This is a genomic window from Streptomyces sp. NPDC001070, assembly GCF_053598835.1.
In genome coordinates this window covers 214413-233370 of the sequence record NZ_JBSFLB010000001.1, presented here as the reverse complement: position 1 = coordinate 233370, position 18958 = coordinate 214413, and the positions used below count along the sequence as shown (strand labels likewise).

Sequence of the window (18958 nt, the reverse complement as noted above, 5' to 3'; positions counted from 1 at the left end):
GGGGCGATCGGGGCGATCGGACGGGAGGGCGGGGGACCTCCCGGTGCGGGGGACTGCCGTCGGCGGGGGCCCGGCCCCCGCCGCAGGGGCCTACGACGGGCGCAGCGTGAGCAGCACCGTGCCGGCCTCGACCTGGTCCCCGGGGGTGACGAGGACGGTGTCCACGACACCGTCCACAGCGGCCTCGACCGGCGACTCCATCTTCATCGCCTCCAGCGCCAGCAGCCGCTGTCCCGCCCGCACCCGGTCACCCGGACGGACCGCGACCTGCCACACGGAGGCCGCGAACTCCGCCTCGACCGCGCTGCCGCCCTCGGGCACCACGACCCGCGCCGCGCCCGCTGCGGCCGCCGGGGAATCCGCGGCCTCGGCGCGGGCGAACTCGCCGGCCGCCTCCCAGGCGTCGCGCTCGGCGGCGAACGCGGCCGCCTGCCGGGCCCGGAAGGCCGCGATGGACGCGGCGTTGGCGTCGAGGAAACGCTGGTGCTCCGCGAGCGCGAACTCCCCCTCCTCGAACCGCAGCTCCAGCCGTCCGGCGGCCATGTCGGCCCGCATCTCCAGCAGTTCGTCCGAGCCGACCGGGTACCACTTGATCCGGTCGAAGCACCGCAGCAGCCAGGGCTGTTCGCCGGCTGCCGCGCCCCGCGACCAGACCTGGACCGTGCGGCCCACGAACTGGTAGCCGCCGGGCCCCTCCATGCCGTAGACGCAGAGGTAGGCGCCGCCGATGCCCACCGAGTTCTCGGCGGTCCACGTCCGCGCCGGGTTGTACTTCGTGGTGACCAGCCGGTGCCGCGGGTCGAGCGGGGTCGCGACGGGCGCGCCCAGGTAGACGTCGCCGAGCCCCAGCACCAGGTACTCCGCGTCGAAGACGGTGCGGTAGACCTCGTCCACCGAGTCCAGCCCGTTGACGCGGCGGATGAACTCGATGTTCCAGGGGCACCAGGGCGCGTCGTCCCTGACCCCCGCCATGTAGCGGGCGATGGCCTCGCGTGTGGCGGGGTCGTCCCAGGACAGCGGCAGGTGGACGGTGCGGCTGGGCACGACGAGGCGGTCGGTTGGAGGCAGTTGCCCCTCCGCCTCGCGCACGCAGTCCAGCAGTTTGGCGGTGGACAGCACGTCCGGATCGACGTGCACCTGGAGCGAGCGGATGCCCGGCGTGAGGTCGACGACCCCGGGCGGCCCTGCGGCGGCCAGCTGCTCCGCGAGGGCGTGGACGCGCATCCGCAGGGCGAGGTCGAGCTGCATCGGCCCGTACTCGATCAGCAGGTTGTCGTCGCCGCTGCGCCGGTACGTGACCGACGGCCGTCCCCCGTCCTCGGGCAGACGCCCGAGGACACCGCCGTCGCCGAGCGCGGGCCGTGAGGCGCGCGGGGCGACGGCGGGGGAGCGGCGCAGCGCGGCCGCCGCGTCCTCGGTGACCGGCACGAAGCGCACGGTGTCCCCGGGACGGAGCTGGCCCAGCTTCCAGCGCTGCCCGGTGACGACGGTCGCCGGGCACACGAAGCCGCCCAGCGAGGGCCCGTCCGGGCCGAGCAGCACGGGCATGTCGCCGGTGTAGTCGACGGCGCCGACCGAGTACGGCGTGTCGTGGATGTTGGAGGGGTGCAGACCGGCCTCGCCGCCGTCCGTGCGGGCCCAGCGGGGTTTGGGGCCGACCAGGCGCACCCCGGTCCGCGCGGAGTTGAAGTGCACCTTCCACTCGGCCGCGTAGAAGTCCCGGATGTCGTCCTCGGTGAAGAACTCGGGCGCGGCGTGCGGTCCTTCGACCGCCGCGATGTGCCACTCGGCGGTGAACTCCGGGCGCCGCCCGTCCGCCACCGCGGCGCCCGCGCAGACCCCGCCCCCGTGCAGCACGTCCCCGGCCCGCAGCGCCCGGCCGCCGTGGCCGCCGAACCGCCCCAGGGTGAAGGTGGCCGCACTGCCGAGGTGTTCGGGGACGTCCAGGCCGCCGTCCCCGAACAGCACGTACGTCCGCAGCCCCGGCCCCTCCGGTGCGGGCACGTCCAGCTCGCCGCCCGCCGGCACGGTGACCGGCTCCCACTGCGGCACCGGCCGGCCGTCCACGGTCACGGCGACGGGCGCGCCGGTGACGCAGACGGTCGTGGCGTGCGTGAAGCGCAGCCGCGGGCCGAGCAGGGTGCACTCCAGGCCGGGTGCGCCCTCGTCGTTGCCCAGCGCCTCGTTGCCGAGCCGGAACGACAGGTCGTCCATCGGACCGCACGGCGGCACGCCGACGTGCCACAGCCCGGTGCGGCCGGGCCAGTCCTGGACGGTGGTCAGCGTGCCGGGCCGCAGCACCTCGACGCGCGGCGTGGGGTCGAGGACGCCGTCCAGGGTCGCCGTGGTGTGTGTCACCGCGCGCAGCGCGGGCTCGGCGATGGCGGCCAGGAGCAGGCCGAGATTGGTCTCGATCCCTCCGATCCGGGTCGACGAGAGCGCGCGGGCGAGCCGTTCGAGTGCGTCCTCGCGGTCGGCGCCGCGGGCGATCACCTTGGCCAGCATCGGGTCGTACGCGGTGGTCACCTCGGTGCCGGTCGCCACCCAGGCGTCGACGCGGACGTCCTCGGGGAACGCGACCTCGGTCAGCACCCCGGCGCTGGGCCGGTGCCCGCGGCTGGGGTCCTCGGCGTAGACCCGGGCCTCCACGGCGTGACCGCGCGGCGCGCCCGGCTCCGTCACCACCGCGGTGTCGCCCTGCGCGAGGCGCAGCATCCACTCGACGAGGTCGACGCCGTAGACCTCCTCCGTGACCGGGTGCTCCACCTGCAGACGGGTGTTGACCTCCAGGAAGTACGCCTCGCCGCGCGCGGCGTCGTACACGTACTCCACCGTCCCCGCCGAGCGGTAGCCGACCGAGGCGCACAGGGCGCGGGCGCTGTCGGCGAGCCGCCGGCGCACCGGGTCCGGCAGACCGGGGGCGGGGGCCTCCTCGAGGACCTTCTGGTTGCGACGCTGCAGCGAGCAGTCGCGGTCGCCGAAGGTGACGACACGGCCCCGCCCGTCGCCGAAGACCTGCACCTCCACATGGCGGGCCCGCTCCACGAGGCGTTCGAGGAAGACTCCGGCGGAGGCGAAGGAGGCGGCGGCGACGCGCTGCACGCTCTCCCAGGCGTCGGCGAGTTCGGCTGGGGAGTGGCAGGCCCGCATGCCGATGCCGCCGCCACCGCCGGTCGCCTTGAGCATCACCGGGTAGCCGAGGGCGTCCGCCGCGCCCAGGGCCGCGTCGACGTCGGGCAGCAGCCCGGTGCCGGGCAGCAGCGGCACGCCTGCCGCCTCGGCCGCGGCGCGCGCGGTGTGCTTGGCGCCGAAGAGTTCCAGCTGCTCCGGCCTCGGCCCGACGAAGACCAGCCCGGCGGCCTCGCAGCGCCGCGCGAAGACCGCGTCCTCGGAGAGGAATCCGTACCCGGGGTGCACCGCCCCCGCGCCGGTGGCGCGGGCGGCCTCCAGGACGGCGTCGACGTCCAGGTAGCTGGCCTTGGCGGGGGCAGGGCCGATCCGTACGGCCCGGTCGGCGAGGCGCACGTGCGGGGCGGAGCGGTCGGGGTCGGAGAAGACGGCGACCGTGCGCAGGCCCATGCGGCGGGCGGTGCGGATGACGCGGGCGGCGATCTCGCCGCGGTTCGCGACGAGGAGGGTGTCGAAGGGGGCGTGGGTCATGCGCGGCCGCCTGAGATCGTCATCTCGACCGGGGTCGGGTCGAAGCCGTTGCAGGGGTTGTTGATCTGCGGGCAGTTGGAGACCAGGACGATGACGTCGGTCTCCGCGCGGAGCACGACGCGCAGACCGGGGGCGGAGATGCCGTCGACGATGCCGAGGGTGCCGTCCGCCTCCACGGGCACGTTCATGTACCAGTTGACGTTGCCCACCAGATCGCGCTTGCCGAGACCGTACTTGGCACCCTCCGCGAGGAAGTTCTCCACGCAGGCGTGCTGCGACCAGGTGTGGTGGCCGTAGCGCAGGGTGTTGGACTCCTTGGAGCAGGCGCCGCCGATGGTGTCGTGGCAGCCGCAGGTGTCCTCGACGACCGTCATCAGCGGGGTGTGCTCATTGGAGAGCAGCACGCTCCCGGTCGTCAGGAAGATCCCGCCCTGCGCCTGGAGGGTGTCGGGCGCGCTGTAGCGGACGGCCGAGTCGTGCGCGTCGTAGGCGAGGAAGTCCACGGCCTGGTTGCCGCCGAGGTCGGTGACGGTGAGGTGCTCGCCCGCGCGGACGACCGCGGACCAGGGTGCGCGGGCGGGTACGACGGCGCTGGTGCTGGTCACTGAATCCCCCTGGCGGCGAGGTGGTCGGCGGTGTTGAGGAAGGCGCGGCGGCCCTCGGGGGTGGCCTCCCACAGCGGGTCCCCGGGGGCGGTCGGCGCGGCGCGCCAGGCCAGCACCTCCAGCGGTGTGCAGACGTACTCCGGGCGCGGGTCCAGGGGGTGTGGCACGTTCGCGATCAGCACGGTCAGCGGCTGCTCGGCGCGCAGGGTGACGGACGCGCCGGGGCCCGCCGAGCCGGTGAACTCCAGCTTGCCGTCGGCGACGACGCGGACGCCCTGGAAGAAGGAGACGGACGCCGGGAGGTCGCGCGGTTCGAGGCCGTTCTTCAGCGCGGCGAGTTTCAGCAGCTCGCGCCCGGCGGGAGAGGGGCCGTGCGCCGAACCGTCCCCGTACAGCGCGGTGTTGCGGACGGCGGTCGAGGTGCCGCAGAGGGCGTCGTGGCGGCCGCCGGTGTCGGAGACGATCGAGGCGAGCACCCGGCCCTGGTCGGACAGGAGGAGGTGGCCCGCACCGAGGTAAGCGTTCCAGAGCACCTTCACCGTGTCGGCGGCGTTGAGGCGTTCCCACGGGCGGTCGGCGCAGTGGAGCAGCACGTGGGCGCACGCGTCCCCCGCCGGGTCGGTGAGCCGCAGCTCGGTGCCGCGGGCCAGCACCTTGTGCGTGTAGTTTCCGCCCGCCACGGTCTCCGCCCACACCAGGGCCTGCGGGGCGATGCCGGGCGGCGGCTGCTTCGGCCAGGCGGCGGCGGGCAGTACGGGCATCGCGTCCACGCGCATGCCCTCCTGCGCGCGGGCGTGGTCCCGGGCTCCGTGAGGCGTCCCTGTCGGCACGGCGTTCCACCTCCAATTTCTGTCGTTTGACAGAAATTAGGGTCCGGTGGATTCGGCGCCATTGCCCGTGCGTTTCCGTGCGGTTACCGCGTGCTCACGGTGGTCGGGCGCCCGCACAGGACCGGGCCCCGGCCCGGCCCTGTGCGGGTGGCCGGGGGGTGGGCCTGTTCCCGCTCGGGCCCGCCCCGGGTCCGTTGCGGGCCGCGGCGCTGCGCCGCGCGCGGCCACGGTGTTCCACGACGGGTGCCCTGCGGGAACGGGAGGGCCTTGGGGTGCCGGGGCTCGCGGCCCGTCTCCGACGGGGTGTCCCGGCCTGTGACGGGTCGGTTCGGGCACGTGGGCACCGTCGCTGTGCGTCGCTGGGCACCCGTGTGACCTCACCGGGCAGGTGCAGGGGCGCGCCGGGCGCCCGCGCGAGGCCGGGCCGGGGCGGCGACGGCTCCCGGGATCGGCCAGGGGGTGCCGGGTGGGCCGGGTGAGGGGTGGGGTGTGCGGCGCCGGCGGCTCGGGCGGCTGTGCGAGGATCGAGGCGTGAGCAGCACCGGACGGCGCGTGGGGCGGCCGCGCGCGCAGGCGCGGCCGGACAGCGGCCTGAGCGCCCGCGAGGAACTCCTCGCCGCCGCGGCCGAACTCTTCAGCGCCCAGGGCTACGCGGCCACGACGACCCGCGCCGTCGCCGAGCGCGCCGGGATGCGGCAGGCCTCGATGTACCACTACTTCGGGGGCAAGGAGGACCTTCTCGCCGCGCTACTGGAGGGCACCGTCCGCCCGTCGCTGGACCTGGCCCGCTCGCTCGTCGCCCGCACCGACGCCCCCGCCGAGGCGCGGCTGTGGGCGCTGTGCCGTGCGGACGTCGCCCTGCTGTGCGGCGGCCCGCACAACCTCGGCGCGCTCTACCTGCTTCCCGAGGTCCGTGCCGACCGCTTCGCCGACTTCCGTGCCGTCCGTGACGAGTTGAAGGCGTCCTACGCCGCCCTGTTGGCCGCCACCACCCCCGGCGCCGCGCTCCCGGCCTCCGCGCTCGCCGTCAGAGCCGACCTCGTCTTCGGGCTGATCGAGGGCGTCATCCTCATCCGCCGCGAGACCCCGATCCCCGATGCCGCCGCCTTCGCCTCCGCGACCGCCGACGCGGCCCTGCGCGTCGCCGGCTGCCCGGGCGACGTCCTCGCCGCCCTGCACCGCGAGGGCGAGGCCCTTCTGGCGGCGTGACGCGCCCGCGCGTCACCCGCCGCTGAGCCGGGCCGCCATCGCGGTCAGCTCCGGGAGACGCAGGACGCGGCCCGGCCATCCCGGCACGGGTACGTGCAGGGGAGCCGTCCAGCGGACGGGCACGGCCGCGAGGCCGTGGACCGCGCCGGCGAGGGCGCCCGTGACGGCGGCGACCGTGTCGGTGTCGCCGCCCAGATCGACCGCGGCGCGCAGCGCGGCCTCGAAGCCGCCGGTGGTCCGTACGGCCCAGACGGCGGAGCCGAGGCAGGGCCAGACCGCGCCGTTGAACTCGGTGGCAAGGCCCGGGTGCCAGTCCGGCGCGAGGACGGCGGCCCACCGGGCGCGGAACGGCTCCGGCACCTGCGCCAGGGCGTCGGCCACGACCGCGGGCGCGACGGGGTCGCCGCCGTCGAGGGCGACGCGTACGAGGTCGTGGAGGATCGCGCTGCCCTCCCAGGCGGCGCGGTCGCCGTGGGTGAGGGCGGCGATGCGGCGGGCGGCGTCGAGGGACGCAGCCCGTCCGTGTCCGGCGAAGTGGACGGCCGCGGGGGCGGCCCGCATCAGCGCTCCGTTGCCGGCCGCGCGGTGACCGGTCCGGAAGTGCTGGGCGGCGGCGAGGTCCCAGGGGTCGCCGGAGGTGAGGACGGCCTCGGTCTGGAGCCCGATGTCCTTGGGTTCCGCGGCCGCCCAGCGCAGGAACCGCGCGAAGACGTCGGGCAGGTCCAGCGTGCCCCGCTCCAGCAGGGAGTCCGCGACGAGCACCGCCATCTGCGTGTCGTCGGTCGCCTCCCCGGGGTTCCAGCCGCCGCCCCCGCACATCTCGCCGCCCACCCCCGGGTCCGGGAAGCGCGCGCTGAAGGCGCCCTCCGGGCCGAACTCGAAGGGCGCGCCCAGCGCGTCGCCGACCGCCGATCCGACGACCGCGCCGGCGGCGCGGTCCACACGGTGCGTCAATCTTTCGCCACCTGTCGTGAGACCTCATGGAATTCACCAAGAATCAGGGCATTGGTGAACATCCGGGCGCCCGGAGGCGTACACCGGGACAGTGCACCGCCCCTTGGAGTCATGATGTCCCGCACGAACCAAGCCGTGCTGACGGGGACCGGGGTGATCTGTGCCCTCGCCAACGCGGTGCTCCATTTCCTGCTTGTGCCCGATCACCTCGAGGAGAAGTTCTACATCGGGGTCCTCTTCCTGGTCGGGAGCGTGATCATGCTGGCCGTGGCCTGCGGCCTGATGGCCCTGCACAGGCCCTTCGCCGCCTGGGCGACCGGCGCGGCGGTCAGTGCCGGCATGATCGCCGGTTTCGCGCTCTCCCGGACGGTCGGGCTGCCCGGCTACCACGAGGAGGGCTGGGAGGCGCCGTACGGCCCCCTGTCGGTCACCGTCGAGGGCGTGTTCGTCCTCGCCTTCCTCGCCTGGCTCGTGGCCGGCGCGACCGGTCCCGCCCCGGCCGCGCGGATCCGCGAGACGCCGGGGGTCAGGCAGTTGTCGGCGCGCTCGCGCTGACCGGCCCCGCCGCTCCCCGCCGCCGTCCCGGCCGAGCCGTGCCCGTGGCCCCGAGGCCGGGGACGCATCACCGTGCGTGACCGTGCGCGCCTCAGGCGAGTTCCGCCGGAGCCGCCGGGGCCGTCGAGGGGACCCCCTCCGGAGCGGCGTGCCCGCGCCGTGCCCGAAGCGCCCGGTATCCGGCGCCCGCGCCCACGGTGGCCAGGAGGAAGAGCACGGTGAACCACTGGAAGTACCAGTGGCCGCCCGCCGGGTCGTAGACCGCGGCCCGCGGCCAGGCGAGGTTGACCGTCATGACCAGCCCGTAGAGGAGGGCCAGCGCGTTGACGGGCAGCCCCCAGCGGCCGAGGGAGAACAGCGGGCGGCCCCGCTCGTCCGTCCCGCCGGCGCCGAAGCGCTCACCCCGCAGGCGGCGCAGCAGCATCGGCCCGGTGACCATGGCGTAGGCCAGGTACAGCATGGCGATGCAGGTGGTGCCGATGGCCAGGAAGGCGTCCGGGGAGAGGAGGTTGAGCAGGCAGAGCGCGGCCGCGGCGACGCCGACGACCAGGGCGGGCGCGGCGGGCATGCCGGTGCGCGGCGAGACCCGGGACAGGCGGGCGGAGAAGGGGAGGACGCCGTCGCGGGCCATGGAGAAGAGCATGCGGGTGCCGGCGGTCTGGATGGCGAGGGTGGCGACGGCGATGGCGACGGTGACGTCGACGAGCAGGGCCTTGCCGACTCCCGTGCCGAGACTGCTGGTGAGGACGTAGCTCAGCCCCTCCGTCGCGAGCCGCCCGTCGGTGAGGCCGGGGGCGGCGAGCAGTCCGCCGAGGAGCAGCAGTCCGCCGAGGACGCCGGCCGCGGCGAGGGCGGTGAGGATGGTGCGTGGCGCGGTGCGGCGCGGTGAGCGGGTCTCCTCGCTCATCTCGCCCGCGCTGTCGAAGCCGATCAGGACGTACGCGGCGGTGAAGGAGCCGACGAGCAGCGCGCCGATGGCCCCGCCCCGGCCGCCGGTGTGGAGGGTGACGCCGGGCCCGCGCTCGGCGTGCGTGAACAGCAGGACGACGATCAGGGCGGCGCTGATGATCTCCGCGGTGACGCCGACGCGGTTGACGGCCGACAAGACGCGGTTGTCAAGGGTGTTGACGACGGTGGTCAGCGCCAGCAGCACCACGCCGAGCAGTGCCGCGTTGGCCGCGCCCGTCGGGGTGATCGGCGCCGGGTCGCCGCCGACGAGCTGGAATCCCGACCAGATGGCGGGGAGCACGACCTGCAGCGCGAGCGCGGCCGCCGCCACGACCACCACCTGCCCGATCACCATGATCCATCCGGCGAACCAGCCCCACGACGGAGTGCTGAGCCGGGTCGCCCACTGGTAGATCGCCCCGGAGATCGGGTACCGGGCGGCGAGTTCGGCGAAGCAGGCGGCGACCAGCAACTGCCCGATCAGCACGGCGGGCCAGGTCCAGAAGAAGGCGGCGCCGCCGAAGGAGTAGCCGAAGGCGAAGAACTGGAAGACCGTCGTCAGGACGGAGATGAAGGAGAAGCCCGCGGCGAAGGAGGCGTAGCGCCCCATGCTGCGGTGGAGTTCCTGGCGGTAGCCGAAGCCGGCGAGGGTGGTGCCGTCGTCTGCGGCGGGTGGAGGCGGGGAGGGCGCGGAGGACGCGGACGGTGCGGTGGTGGTCATGGCGGACCCCTGTCGCTGGATTCCTGTCGGGTGACAGAAATTAGGGGCGGTCCATTTCGTGCACGTGTCGCGTCCATGTCGGCGATGCTCCGAAGTGCTCACCGCGGGAACCCCTCGCAATTCGCGATGTATCGCGCTTGTCAGCGAGGGTGACTCGCGATATGTTCGGCCACGGATATACGGATGCGAGGAGGTGTGCGGGGATGGCGAAGCGGCGCAAGCTCGGCAACCCGCTGGCGCTCGCCGTGATGGCGACGCTGGGCGAACGCCCCATGCATCCGTACGAGATCGCCCAGGTGCTCCGGCAACGGGGCAAGGAGCAGAGCATCAAGATCAATTACGGCTCGCTCTACACCGTCGTGCAGAACCTGGAGAAGCACGGCTTCGTCGAGGTCACCGGCGTCCAGCGGCAGGGCAACCGCCCCGAGCGCACCCTGTACGGGCTCACCGGGGCCGGCCGCGAGGAGCTGCACGACTGGCTCGCCGACCTGGTCGCCGTGCCCGTCCGCGAGTACCCGTCCTTCGAGGCGGCGCTGTCGCTGCTGCTCGTGCTGCCGGCCGACGAGGTGGTCGGGCTGCTGACCGAGCGGGTGGCGAAGCTGGAGGTGCAGGCGGCCGCCGTCCACGGCGCGCTCACCAGGCTCAGGCACGACCTGCCCAGGATGTTCCTGATCGAGACCGAGTACCAGGTCCACATGATCGAGGCCGAGGCGGAGTGGATCCGCGGCTTCCTCGACGAGTTGGAGAAGGGCACCGTCTCCGGGGCCGCCGAGTGGCGCCGCTGGCAGGAGACGGGGGAGGTCCCCGAGGCCTGGACGGAGATCGAGGAGAGGGGCGGCCAGTCCGCCACCGCACGGCATTTCAGGGAGGAGTTGGGGAGGTTGGCCGACCCCGACGTGACACCGACATGAGAAACGCCCCCGGCGCGCGCTGCGGGAACAGCGGGCGCCGGGGGCGGTGACCCCGGACCGGACCACTGCGGGAACAGTCGTCGGGCGATCGAGGTGCGGCACACCCAGGATAGCCCGGCATTCCTCCCGTTGATCGGTCCGGCCGTTCGTACGGGGCCCCGCGCAGGACCCGCCACGGGTCCGCCGCGCGGCCCGTCACCAGACCGATCGCCAGGCCGTGCGCGCACGGCCGGCCCCATGGACAGGCGGAGGAATCTGTCATGAGCACACCCGCGCCCGCGATCGTGGCGCACGATCTCGTCAAGACCTATCCCGGGGACGTACGGGCCCTCGACGGGATGGGCGTCACCGTGGAACCGGGCACCGTCTTCGGGCTGCTCGGCCCCAACGGCGCCGGAAAGTCCACCACGGTGAAGATCCTGACCACCCTGGCCCGGCCCGACTCCGGTTCCGCCGTCGTCGCCGGCCACGACGCGCTGCGCCACCCCGACCGGGTGCGCCGCGCCATCGGCGTCGTCGCCCAGAAGTCCGGCGCCGATCCCGTCGCCACGGGCGCGGAGAACCTCCAGCTGCAGGGGCGGCTGTACGGGCTGCGCGGCGCCGCGCTCTCCCGGCGCGTCGACGAGCTCCTCGCCCGATTCGACCTCGCCGACGCCGCCAAGCGGCCGGTGAAGACCTACTCCGGCGGCATGCAGCGGCGCCTGGACGTCGCGCTCGGCCTGGTCCACCGTCCCGAGGTGCTCTTCCTCGACGAGCCGACCACCGGGCTCGACCCGGAGGCCCGCACCGCGATGTGGGAGGAGATCGCCCGCCTCGCGGGTGACGACGGGCTCACCATCCTGCTGACGACCCACTACCTGGAGGAGGCCGACCGGCTCGCCGAGCGCGTCGCGATCGTCGACCGCGGCCGGGTCGTCGCCGAGGGCAGTCCCGACGGGCTCAAGGGCGAACTGCGCGGCGACGCCGTGCACGTGGAGCTTCGCGAGCCGGTCGGCCCGGTCGACGCCCACCTGCTGGAGACGGCGCTCGGCGGGTTCGCGGGCGTCCGCGAGGCCCGGCTGGACGGGCGCCGGCTCAGCGCCCGCGCCGACGACGGCGCCGCGGCCGTGCCGCACGTGCTCGCCGTCCTGGAGCGCGAGGGCGCCGCCGTCGCCTCCGTCACCGTCGCCCGTCCTTCCCTGGACGACGTCTACCTCCGGTACGCGGGCCGCCGGTTCGCCGACGCCGACGCCGGTTCCGCCGCGGCCGGGGCCGCGACCCTCCCCGCGACCGCCGGAGGTGCGCGATGAGCACGGCCCTCACCCAGACCTGGTACATGACGCAGCGTCAGCTCATGACGTTCTGGCGGCAGCCCGCGTACATGCTCATCACCCTGGTGCAGCCGGTGATCTGGCTCTTCCTCTTCGGCGCGCTCTTCCGCCGCGTGGTGGAGCTGCCGGGCTTCGGCGGCGGCTCGTACCTGGACTACCTCGTCCCGGGCGTGGTCGTGATGAGCGCGCTGTCCTCCAGCATGTGGGCCGGCATGGGCACGTTGGAGGAGATCGAGCGCGGCACCCTCAACCGCTTCCTCACCACCCCGGTGAGCCGCGCCGCCCTCATCAACGGCAACGTCGTCTCCCAGGGGCTCAGCACCGCGCTGCAGTCGGTCATCATCGTGGCCCTCGGCAAGCTCGGCGGCGCCGACTACCCCGGCGGGGTCGTGGGACTGCTGGTGCTCGTCGTGGCGTCGGTGCTGCTCGGCACGCTGGTCGGGGCGTTCTCCAACGCCATGGGCATGCTGGTGCGGCAGCGCGAGAGCATCATCGGCATCAACACCTTCCTGCTGCTGCCGCTGACCTTCCTGTCCTCCGCCTTCATGGCGCCCGCGCTGATGCCGTCCTGGATGCGGCACATCGCGGACTTCAACCCGATGAACTGGGCGCTGGTCGCCGGCCGTTCGGCGATGGCCGACAGCCCCGACTGGGGCGACGTGCTCACCCGCGGCGGCGCGCTGCTGGCGGTCGCGGTCGCCGCGGTCTGGCTGTCGACCCGCACCTTCCGCTCGTACCAGAAGTCCGTCTGAGTCCGGAACGGCGCCGGAACGACGACGAGGCGTGACCCCACCGCGGGGTCACGCCTCGTGCGTACGCGCAGTCAGGACGCCAGCGCCCGGGGAGCCTCCTGCTCCTCCTCGACGCGGCGGTTCCACTCGGGCTTCGAGGCCTGCCAGCCGTCCTCGTCGTGGCCGGTGCGCCAGTAGCCCGAGATCGACAGGCGCTCGCGCGGCACGCCGTGGTCGACGCGGAGCAGCCGGCGCAGCTGCTTGACGAAGCCCGCCTCGCCGTGGACGAAGGCCTGCACGTCACCCGGCGGGAACTCCAGCTCGGACACCGCGCGCACCAGGGCCTCGCCCACCCGGCCGGAGCCGCGGTGCAGCCAGGTGACCTCGGCGTCGCCGGGCGTGGGGAGCTTCTGCTCCTCCTCCGGGCCCGCCACCTCCACGAACACACGGGCGCGGGCGCCCTCCGGCAGCCGCTCCAGCGAGGCGGCGATCGCCGGCAGCGCGCTCTCGTCGCCCGCGAGCAGATGCCAGTCCGCCCGGGCGTCGGGCATGTAGGCGCCCCCGGGCCCCAGGAAGAGGATCTCCTCGCCGGGCTCCACGCGCGCGGCCCACGGGCCCGCCAGGCCCTCGTCGCCGTGGTACACGAAGTCCACGGTCAGCTCGCGCGCCTGCGCGTTCCACCGGCGCACGGTGTACGTCCGGGTGCGCGGCCACTGCTCGCGGGGGAACTCGGCGCGGATCCGCTGGATGTCGAACGGCTCCGGGTAGCGCACGCCCTCGGCCGGGAAGAGCAGCTTGATGTAGTGGTCGCTGTAGTCCCCCACGGGAAAGCCCGACAGTCCCTCGCCGCCGAGCACCACGCGGATCATGTGCGGGGTCAGCCGTTCCACGTGCTGCACCCGCGCGCGGTTGAGCTGCGGCTTCCTGCGCACCGGACGGTCTGCCATGAGCACTCCTCGCAATTAGTTAGGCAAGCCTAACTCATCTGGCCCACCGGGCGCAGCCCGGTCTCGGAAAGATCACGAGATCTTCGAACGCCGGTTCCGATCCGCCGTTCTGCGTTTTTGATGGGACCGATGCGACCAGACGCTACCCGGGAGGCCACTGCAGATGGGGTCCGACACCGCCACCGCGATCACCGCAGGACCGCGCGGGGTGCCGCTGCTGGGAAACCTCCCGCAGTTCGCCAAGGACCCGCTCGCCTTCTTCACCGCGCTGCGCGAGTACGGGGCCGGGCAGGTCACCTGGGCCATGGGCCGCACCCCCGCGCGCTTCCTCAATGATCCCGCCCTCATCGGGGAACTGCTCTCCGCCCGCGAGTCGTCCTTCTCCCTGCCCGATCTCGGCTGGTCCTTCCGCTATCTGATGGGCGAGGGCGTGGTGGTGGCCAAGGGCGCCGACTGGCGGCGCAAGAGGTCCCTCGTCCAGCCGTCGGTACGGCCCAAGCAGGTGCGCGCGTACGCGGCGACGATGGCCGACTGCGCACGCGAGCTCGGCGACCGCTGGACCGGCGGCGAACGGATCGACATCCGCCGCGAGATGACCGGCCTCACCCAGCGCATCGCGGTGCGTACGGTGTTCGGCACCGACGCCGCCGTCCGCGAGGAGGTCATCGGCCGCTGCATGGACATCGCCCAGCAGCAGATGGGCGCCGAGTTCCGCGGACTCGGCGCGATGCTGCCCGACTGGGTGCGCACCCCGGGGCGGATCCGCTTCAAGGCCGCCGTCGACACCCTCGACGCCGAGGTCGCCCGGATCGTCGCCGTCCGCCGCGAGGCCGGCGGCGAACGCGACGACCTGCTCAGCCGGCTGCTGGCCGCCGTCGACGAAGAAGGAGTCCCGCTCACCGACAAGGAGATCCGGGACGAGACCGTCACCCTCTACAACGCCGGCCACGAGACCACCGCCACCACCCTGACCTGGGCCTGGTACCTGCTGTCCCGCAACCCGAAGGCGCGCGAGGCCCTGACCGCGGAACTGGAGCGCGTGCTCGGCGGCCGCACACCCGGTTTCGAGGACTACGCCGAACTGCGCTGGACCGAGGCCGTCGTGAAGGAGACCCTGCGCGTGCGGCCCACGGTCTGGCTCAACTTCGCCGTCGCCGGGGAGGGCGCCGCGCTGGGCGGCGAGCCCGTCCCGGCGGGCACCCAGGTCTGGATCAGCCCCTGGGCCACCCACCGCGACCCGCGCTGGTGGCCGGAGCCGGAGGAGTTCCGCCCCGAGCGCTGGCTGGACGGCGCGCCCGACCCGGTCACCGACCACAGCTGGTTCCCCTTCGGCGGGGGCACCCGGGCCTGCCTCGGCGCGCGCTTCGCCATGGTCGAGGCGGTGATCGTGCTGGCCACCCTCGGCAGCCGCTTCCACCTGGACACCAGCGACGAGGAGATCCGCCCCACCGTCGGCCTCACCCTCCAGCCCGACCGGGACGTCCTCGCCGTCACCCGGCCCGTTCCGGCCCCAGCACGCTGAGCAGCCGCTGCAGCGAGCCGCCCAGGCCCCAGCGCCCGGCCAGCGCGGCCAGCTCCTGCGGATGGCGCGGCTCGCGCGGCAGCTCCGGAACGAACTCCGGCAGCGGCACGTCGGAGGCCACCCGTACCACCTTCGGCGCGACCGCCACATAGTCCCGCGCCTCCTGCAGCCGCTTGCGCTGCGCCGGGGTGATCTTCGAGGCGGGGTCATGGGCGGCGGTCATGATCCCGGCGAGGTCGCCGTACGCGTCCAGCAGCTTGGCCGCGGTCTTCTCGCCGATGCCGGGCACGCCCGGCAGGCCGTCGCTCGGGTCGCCGCGCAGCAGCGCCAGATCCGCGTAACCGGGGCCGTCCACGCCGTACTTGCCGCGCAGCCACGCCTCGTCCACCACGTCGAGCGCGCCGACGCCCTTGACCGGGTACAGCACCCGCACCCCGCGGGCGTCGTCGACCAGCTGGAACAGGTCCCGGTCGCCCGTCACGATGTCCACCGGGCCGGGCGCCAGGCCCGTCAGGGTGCCGATCACGTCGTCCGCCTCGTACCCCGCGACACCGATCCGGGCGATGCCGAGCGCGTCCAGCACCGCCTCGATCACCGGCACCTGCGGCGACAGGGTGTCCGGCACCTCCTCCACGTCCGAGCCGCCGGGAACCTCCTCGGCGACCCGGTGCGCCTTGTACGAGGGGATCAGGTCGACCCGCCACTGCGGCCGCCAGTCCGCGTCCATGCAGGCCACCAGATCGTCCGGGGAGTGGTCGGCGACCAGGCGGGCGATGAAGTCCAGCAGCCCGCGCACGGCGTTGACCGGCGTGCCGTCCGGGGCGCGCACCGAATCGGGCACCCCGAAGTACGCGCGGAAGTAGAGGCTGGCGGTGTCCAGGAGCATCAGGCGTCGAGTCACACGCCGATGATGCCGCACGCCGCCGACACCGTGACCTGTGTCACGGAACGGTTTGCTCCGCTTGTGTCGGGGCAGCCGCCGGGCCGGAGCGGGACAGGAGCGCTCCGCGACCAGCGTGCGGGGGCGGCCGGTCGTCCTCCCCACGACACGTGAGGTGTATGTGTACAGGCTGCAAGCAGAGCATCTGTACAAGGTGTTCGGTGCCGACCCCGAGGACGGCGTGCGCCGTCTGGAGGCCGGAGCCGGACGCGACGAGCTGCGCGAGAGCGGTACGACCGCCGCGGTGATCGACGCGAGCTTCGACGTCCGCGAGGGCGAGATCTTCGTCGTCATGGGCTTGTCCGGGTCGGGCAAGTCCACATTGCTGCGCACGCTCAACGGGCTCAATCCCCCCACCGCGGGGCGGGTGCTCTTCGACGGCCGCGACCTCACCGCACTCAGCGCCCGCGAACTGCGCCGCGTGCGCTCGCACGGCATCAGCATGGTCTTCCAGCACTTCGCGCTCTTCCCGCACCGCAGCGTGCTCCAGAACGCCGCGTACGGCCTGGAGGTGCAGGGCGTCGGCCGCAGGGAGCGCGAGGCGCGCGCCGCGCAGGCCCTGGAGCTCACCGGCCTGTCCGGCTGGGGCGACTCCTGGCCCGACGAGCTCTCCGGCGGCATGCAGCAGCGCGTGGGCCTGGCCCGCGCGCTCGCCACCGACGCCGACGTGCTGCTCATGGACGAGTCCTTCAGCGCGCTCGACCCGCTGATCCGACGCGACATGCAGGACCAGCTGCTGGAGCTCCAGCGCAGCCTGAAGAAGACCATCGTCTTCATCACCCACGACCTCAACGAGGCCATGCGCCTCGGCGACCGCGTCGCCGTCATGCGCGACGGCCGCATCGTCCAGGTCGGCACCCCCGAGGACGTCCTGCTGCGCCCCGCGGACGACTACGTGAGCTCCTTCGTGCACGACGTGGACCGCTCCCGCGTGCTGACCGCCGGGACCGTCATGGAGCCGCCGCGGCGCCCCGACGCGGGCGACTGCCGCTGCGAGACGGTCACCCCGCACACCGCCCTCGCCGACGTCCTGCCCGTCAGCGCCCGCGTCCCGCACCCGGTCGCCGTCCGCGACAAGGCCGGGGACGTGGTCGGTGTGATCGCCCAGGAGCGGCTGCTGGCCGCGCTCGGCGACTACGACGGACCGGCCGCCCCGTGCACGGACGACACGGCGTGCACGCACGAGCCGGCGCGAGCGGACGGCGCCGCGCGCGAGGACGACGCCGGGCCCGGGGTGCCGGCCCGGCGGCGCAAGGAGGCGGCGCGTGCCTAGGCTGCCTCTCGGCGACTGGACCGACAGCGCCGTCACCTACCTGCGCGACCACTTCGGGCCGCTCTTCGACGTCGTCAGCGCCGTCGTCTCCGGCATGTACGACGGCCTGGACGCCGTCCTGCAGGCCCCCGCGCCACTGCTGCTCGCCGGCATCCTCGCCGTCCTGGCGCTGTGGCTGCGCGGCCTGACCGCGGGCGTGCTCGCCTTCGCGGGCCTGGCCGTCGTCGTCTCCGTCCAGCAGTGGGACGAGGCCATGGACACCCTGTCCCTGGTGCTCGTCGCCACCGCTATCACCATCGTGCTCGCGGTGCCGCTCGGCATCTGGTCGGCGCGCAACCGCACCGTCTCCGCCGCCCTGCGGCCGGTGCTGGACTTCATGCAGACGATGCCCGCCTTCGTCTACCTGATCCCCGGCATCTTCTTCTTCGGCGTCGGCCAGGTGCCCGGCATCATCGCCACGATCGTCTTCTCGCTGCCCCCGGGCGTGCGGATGACCGAGCTCGGCATCCGGCAGGTCGACGACGAACTCGTCGAGGCCGCGGAGGCCTTCGGCACCGCCCCGCGCAGCACCCTGCTGCGGGTGCAGCTGCCGCTCGCGCTTCCCACGATCATGGCGGGTGTCAACCAGGTGATCATGCTGGCGCTGTCCATGGTCGTCATCTCCGGCATGGTCGGCGGCGGCGGCCTCGGCGCCTCCGTCTTCACCGCCATCAGCCAGGTCGACATCGGCCTCGGCTTCGAGGCGGGCCTGTCCGTGGTCATCCTCGCCATGTACCTCGACCGCGTCACCGGCGCCCTCGGCACCCGCGTCTCCCCGCTGGGCCGGCGCGCCCTGGCCGCGGCGGCCGCCCCGCGCGGCTCCCGGCTGTGGAAGTACCGCCCGCAGACCTCCGTCGCCGTCGTCGGCATCGTCGCCCTGGCGCTGGTCGCCGGCGGGGTGAACGTCCTCGGCACCGCCGACGACGAGCCGGCCGTCAGCGGCGCCGAGAACGTCGGCAGGGGCCGCCAGGTCTACATCGGCTACATCCCCTGGGACGAGGGCATCGCCTCGACCTACCTCTGGAAGGAACTGCTCGAGCGGCGCGGGTACAAGCCGGAGGTCACCCAGTACGACGTCGGCGCCCTGTACACGGGCATGTCCGCCGGGCGGATCGACTTCGAGACCGACTCCTGGCTGCCCGTCACGCATCAGTCGTACTGGGAGAAGTACAAGAACGAGCTGGACGACTACGGCTCCTGGTACGGCCCCACCTCGCTCGAACTGACGGTGCCTTCCTACGTCAAGGGCATCGACTCCCTGGCCGATCTCAAGGGCGAGGGCAAGCAGTTCGGCGGCCGGATCATCGGCATCGAGCCCGGCGCCGGGATGATGAAGATGCTCAACGACACGGTCCTGAAGAAGTACGGCCTGGAGGGCGAGTACAAGGTCACCACCGGCTCGACCGCGAGCATGCTCGCCCAGCTCGACCGCTCCATCAAGGCGAAGGAGCCCGTCGTCGTCACCCTGTGGTCCCCGCACCGGGCCTACAGCGAGCACAGCCTGAAGAAGCTCAAGGACCCGTTCGGCGCCTGGGGCAAGGGCGACGGCATCCACACCCTCGCCCGCAACGGCTTCGCGGGCGACGAGCCGAGGGTCGCGAAGTGGCTGAAGGACTTCCGGCTGAGCGAGAAGGAGCTCACCGGGCTGGAGGACGCCGTGCACAAGGCCGGACAGGGCCACGAGCAAGACGGCGTGCGCGACTGGCTCGCCGGTCACCCCGGTCTCGCCGACCGGCTCGCCCCGGTGGGCGCGCGGTGACCTGACCCGGTCACCCGGCCCCCTTCCCCCGTCCCTTTCGACCC

At 73.7% G+C, this 18958-nt stretch carries 15 protein-coding genes; 8 read left to right on the top strand and 7 right to left on the bottom strand.

The features are described 5' to 3' along the window. Positions 1-90 precede the first annotated feature (90 nt). From uca to ACWDAS_RS01110, 3 genes are read right to left on the bottom strand one after another with little or no spacing between them, the layout of a single operon-like run. Positions 91-3660: an urea carboxylase gene (gene uca, locus ACWDAS_RS01120; protein ID WP_450386219.1), complete on the bottom strand. Its 3570-nt coding sequence runs from the start codon at positions 3658-3660 to the stop codon at positions 91-93. Further along, complete coding sequence (locus ACWDAS_RS01115) at positions 3657-4265, bottom strand: urea amidolyase associated protein UAAP2 (protein WP_450386217.1); 609 nt, start codon at positions 4263-4265, stop codon at positions 3657-3659. The genes uca and ACWDAS_RS01115 overlap by 4 nt, the downstream gene beginning before the upstream one ends. Then, positions 4262-5041: an urea amidolyase associated protein UAAP1 gene (locus tag ACWDAS_RS01110; protein ID WP_450386215.1), complete on the bottom strand. Its 780-nt coding sequence runs from the start codon at positions 5039-5041 to the stop codon at positions 4262-4264. The genes ACWDAS_RS01115 and ACWDAS_RS01110 overlap by 4 nt, the downstream gene beginning before the upstream one ends. Before the next feature lie 585 nt (positions 5042-5626). On the opposite strand from ACWDAS_RS01110, the gene ACWDAS_RS01105 reads away from it, so the two are divergent. After that, on the top strand, positions 5627-6304 hold the full coding sequence (locus tag ACWDAS_RS01105; protein WP_450386213.1) for a TetR/AcrR family transcriptional regulator: 678 nt from the start codon (positions 5627-5629) through the stop codon (positions 6302-6304). Between the two features lie 12 nt (positions 6305-6316). Here the strand turns inward: ACWDAS_RS01105 and ACWDAS_RS01100 are convergent, their stop codons facing one another. Continuing rightward, positions 6317-7258, bottom strand: coding sequence for an ADP-ribosylglycohydrolase family protein (locus ACWDAS_RS01100; protein ID WP_450386211.1), 942 nt, complete (start codon positions 7256-7258; stop codon positions 6317-6319). A 114-nt stretch (positions 7259-7372) separates the two neighbouring features. On the opposite strand from ACWDAS_RS01100, the gene ACWDAS_RS01095 reads away from it, so the two are divergent. Then, entirely contained in the window at positions 7373-7813 is a 441-nt protein-coding gene (locus ACWDAS_RS01095) for a hypothetical protein (RefSeq protein ID WP_450386210.1), read from the top strand. 91 nt (positions 7814-7904) lie between these two features. On the opposite strand, the gene ACWDAS_RS01090 is transcribed toward ACWDAS_RS01095, so the two are convergent. Next, the gene (locus ACWDAS_RS01090; protein WP_450386208.1) at positions 7905-9482 is read right to left on the bottom strand and encodes an amino acid permease; all 1578 of its coding nucleotides are present in this window, start codon (positions 9480-9482) and stop codon (positions 7905-7907) included. A gap of 203 nt (positions 9483-9685) precedes the next feature. Between ACWDAS_RS01090 and ACWDAS_RS01085 the strand changes: the two genes are divergently transcribed. The 3 genes from ACWDAS_RS01085 (at position 9686) to ACWDAS_RS01075 (ending at position 12455) form a co-directional block, all read left to right on the top strand. Continuing rightward, positions 9686-10393, top strand: a complete 708-nt coding sequence (locus tag ACWDAS_RS01085) for a PadR family transcriptional regulator (protein WP_450386206.1) — start codon at positions 9686-9688, stop codon at positions 10391-10393. Positions 10394-10653: 260 nt separating this feature from the next. Continuing rightward, positions 10654-11682 carry an ATP-binding cassette domain-containing protein gene (locus ACWDAS_RS01080; RefSeq protein WP_450386204.1) on the top strand — a complete coding sequence of 343 codons (1029 nt, stop codon included), beginning with the start codon at positions 10654-10656 and terminating at the stop codon, positions 11680-11682. Beyond that, complete coding sequence (locus tag ACWDAS_RS01075; RefSeq protein ID WP_450386202.1) at positions 11679-12455, top strand: ABC transporter permease; 777 nt, start codon at positions 11679-11681, stop codon at positions 12453-12455. The genes ACWDAS_RS01080 and ACWDAS_RS01075 overlap by 4 nt, the downstream gene beginning before the upstream one ends. A 71-nt stretch (positions 12456-12526) precedes the next feature. Here the strand turns inward: ACWDAS_RS01075 and ACWDAS_RS01070 are convergent, their stop codons facing one another. Continuing rightward, positions 12527-13381 (bottom strand): siderophore-interacting protein, encoded by an 855-nt coding sequence (locus ACWDAS_RS01070; RefSeq protein ID WP_450386200.1) that lies wholly within the window; start codon positions 13379-13381, stop codon positions 12527-12529. Positions 13382-13544: 163 nt separating this feature from the next. On the opposite strand from ACWDAS_RS01070, the gene ACWDAS_RS01065 reads away from it, so the two are divergent. Beyond that, positions 13545-14903: a cytochrome P450 gene (locus tag ACWDAS_RS01065; protein ID WP_450386198.1), complete on the top strand. Its 1359-nt coding sequence runs from the start codon at positions 13545-13547 to the stop codon at positions 14901-14903. Here ACWDAS_RS01065 and ACWDAS_RS01060 read toward each other — a convergent pair. Then, complete coding sequence (locus ACWDAS_RS01060) at positions 14872-15789, bottom strand: 5'-3' exonuclease (protein ID WP_450386597.1); 918 nt, start codon at positions 15787-15789, stop codon at positions 14872-14874. The genes ACWDAS_RS01065 and ACWDAS_RS01060 overlap by 32 nt on opposite strands. Positions 15790-15964: 175 nt before the next feature. Here ACWDAS_RS01060 and ACWDAS_RS01055 point away from each other — a divergent pair, with 175 nt between their 5' ends. Next, complete coding sequence (locus tag ACWDAS_RS01055; protein ID WP_450386196.1) at positions 15965-17116, top strand: quaternary amine ABC transporter ATP-binding protein; 1152 nt, start codon at positions 15965-15967, stop codon at positions 17114-17116. Next, entirely contained in the window at positions 17109-18914 is a 1806-nt protein-coding gene (locus ACWDAS_RS01050; RefSeq protein WP_450386194.1) for an ABC transporter permease/substrate binding protein, read from the top strand. The genes ACWDAS_RS01055 and ACWDAS_RS01050 overlap by 8 nt, the downstream gene beginning before the upstream one ends. The last annotated feature ends 44 nt before the right edge of the window (positions 18915-18958 follow it).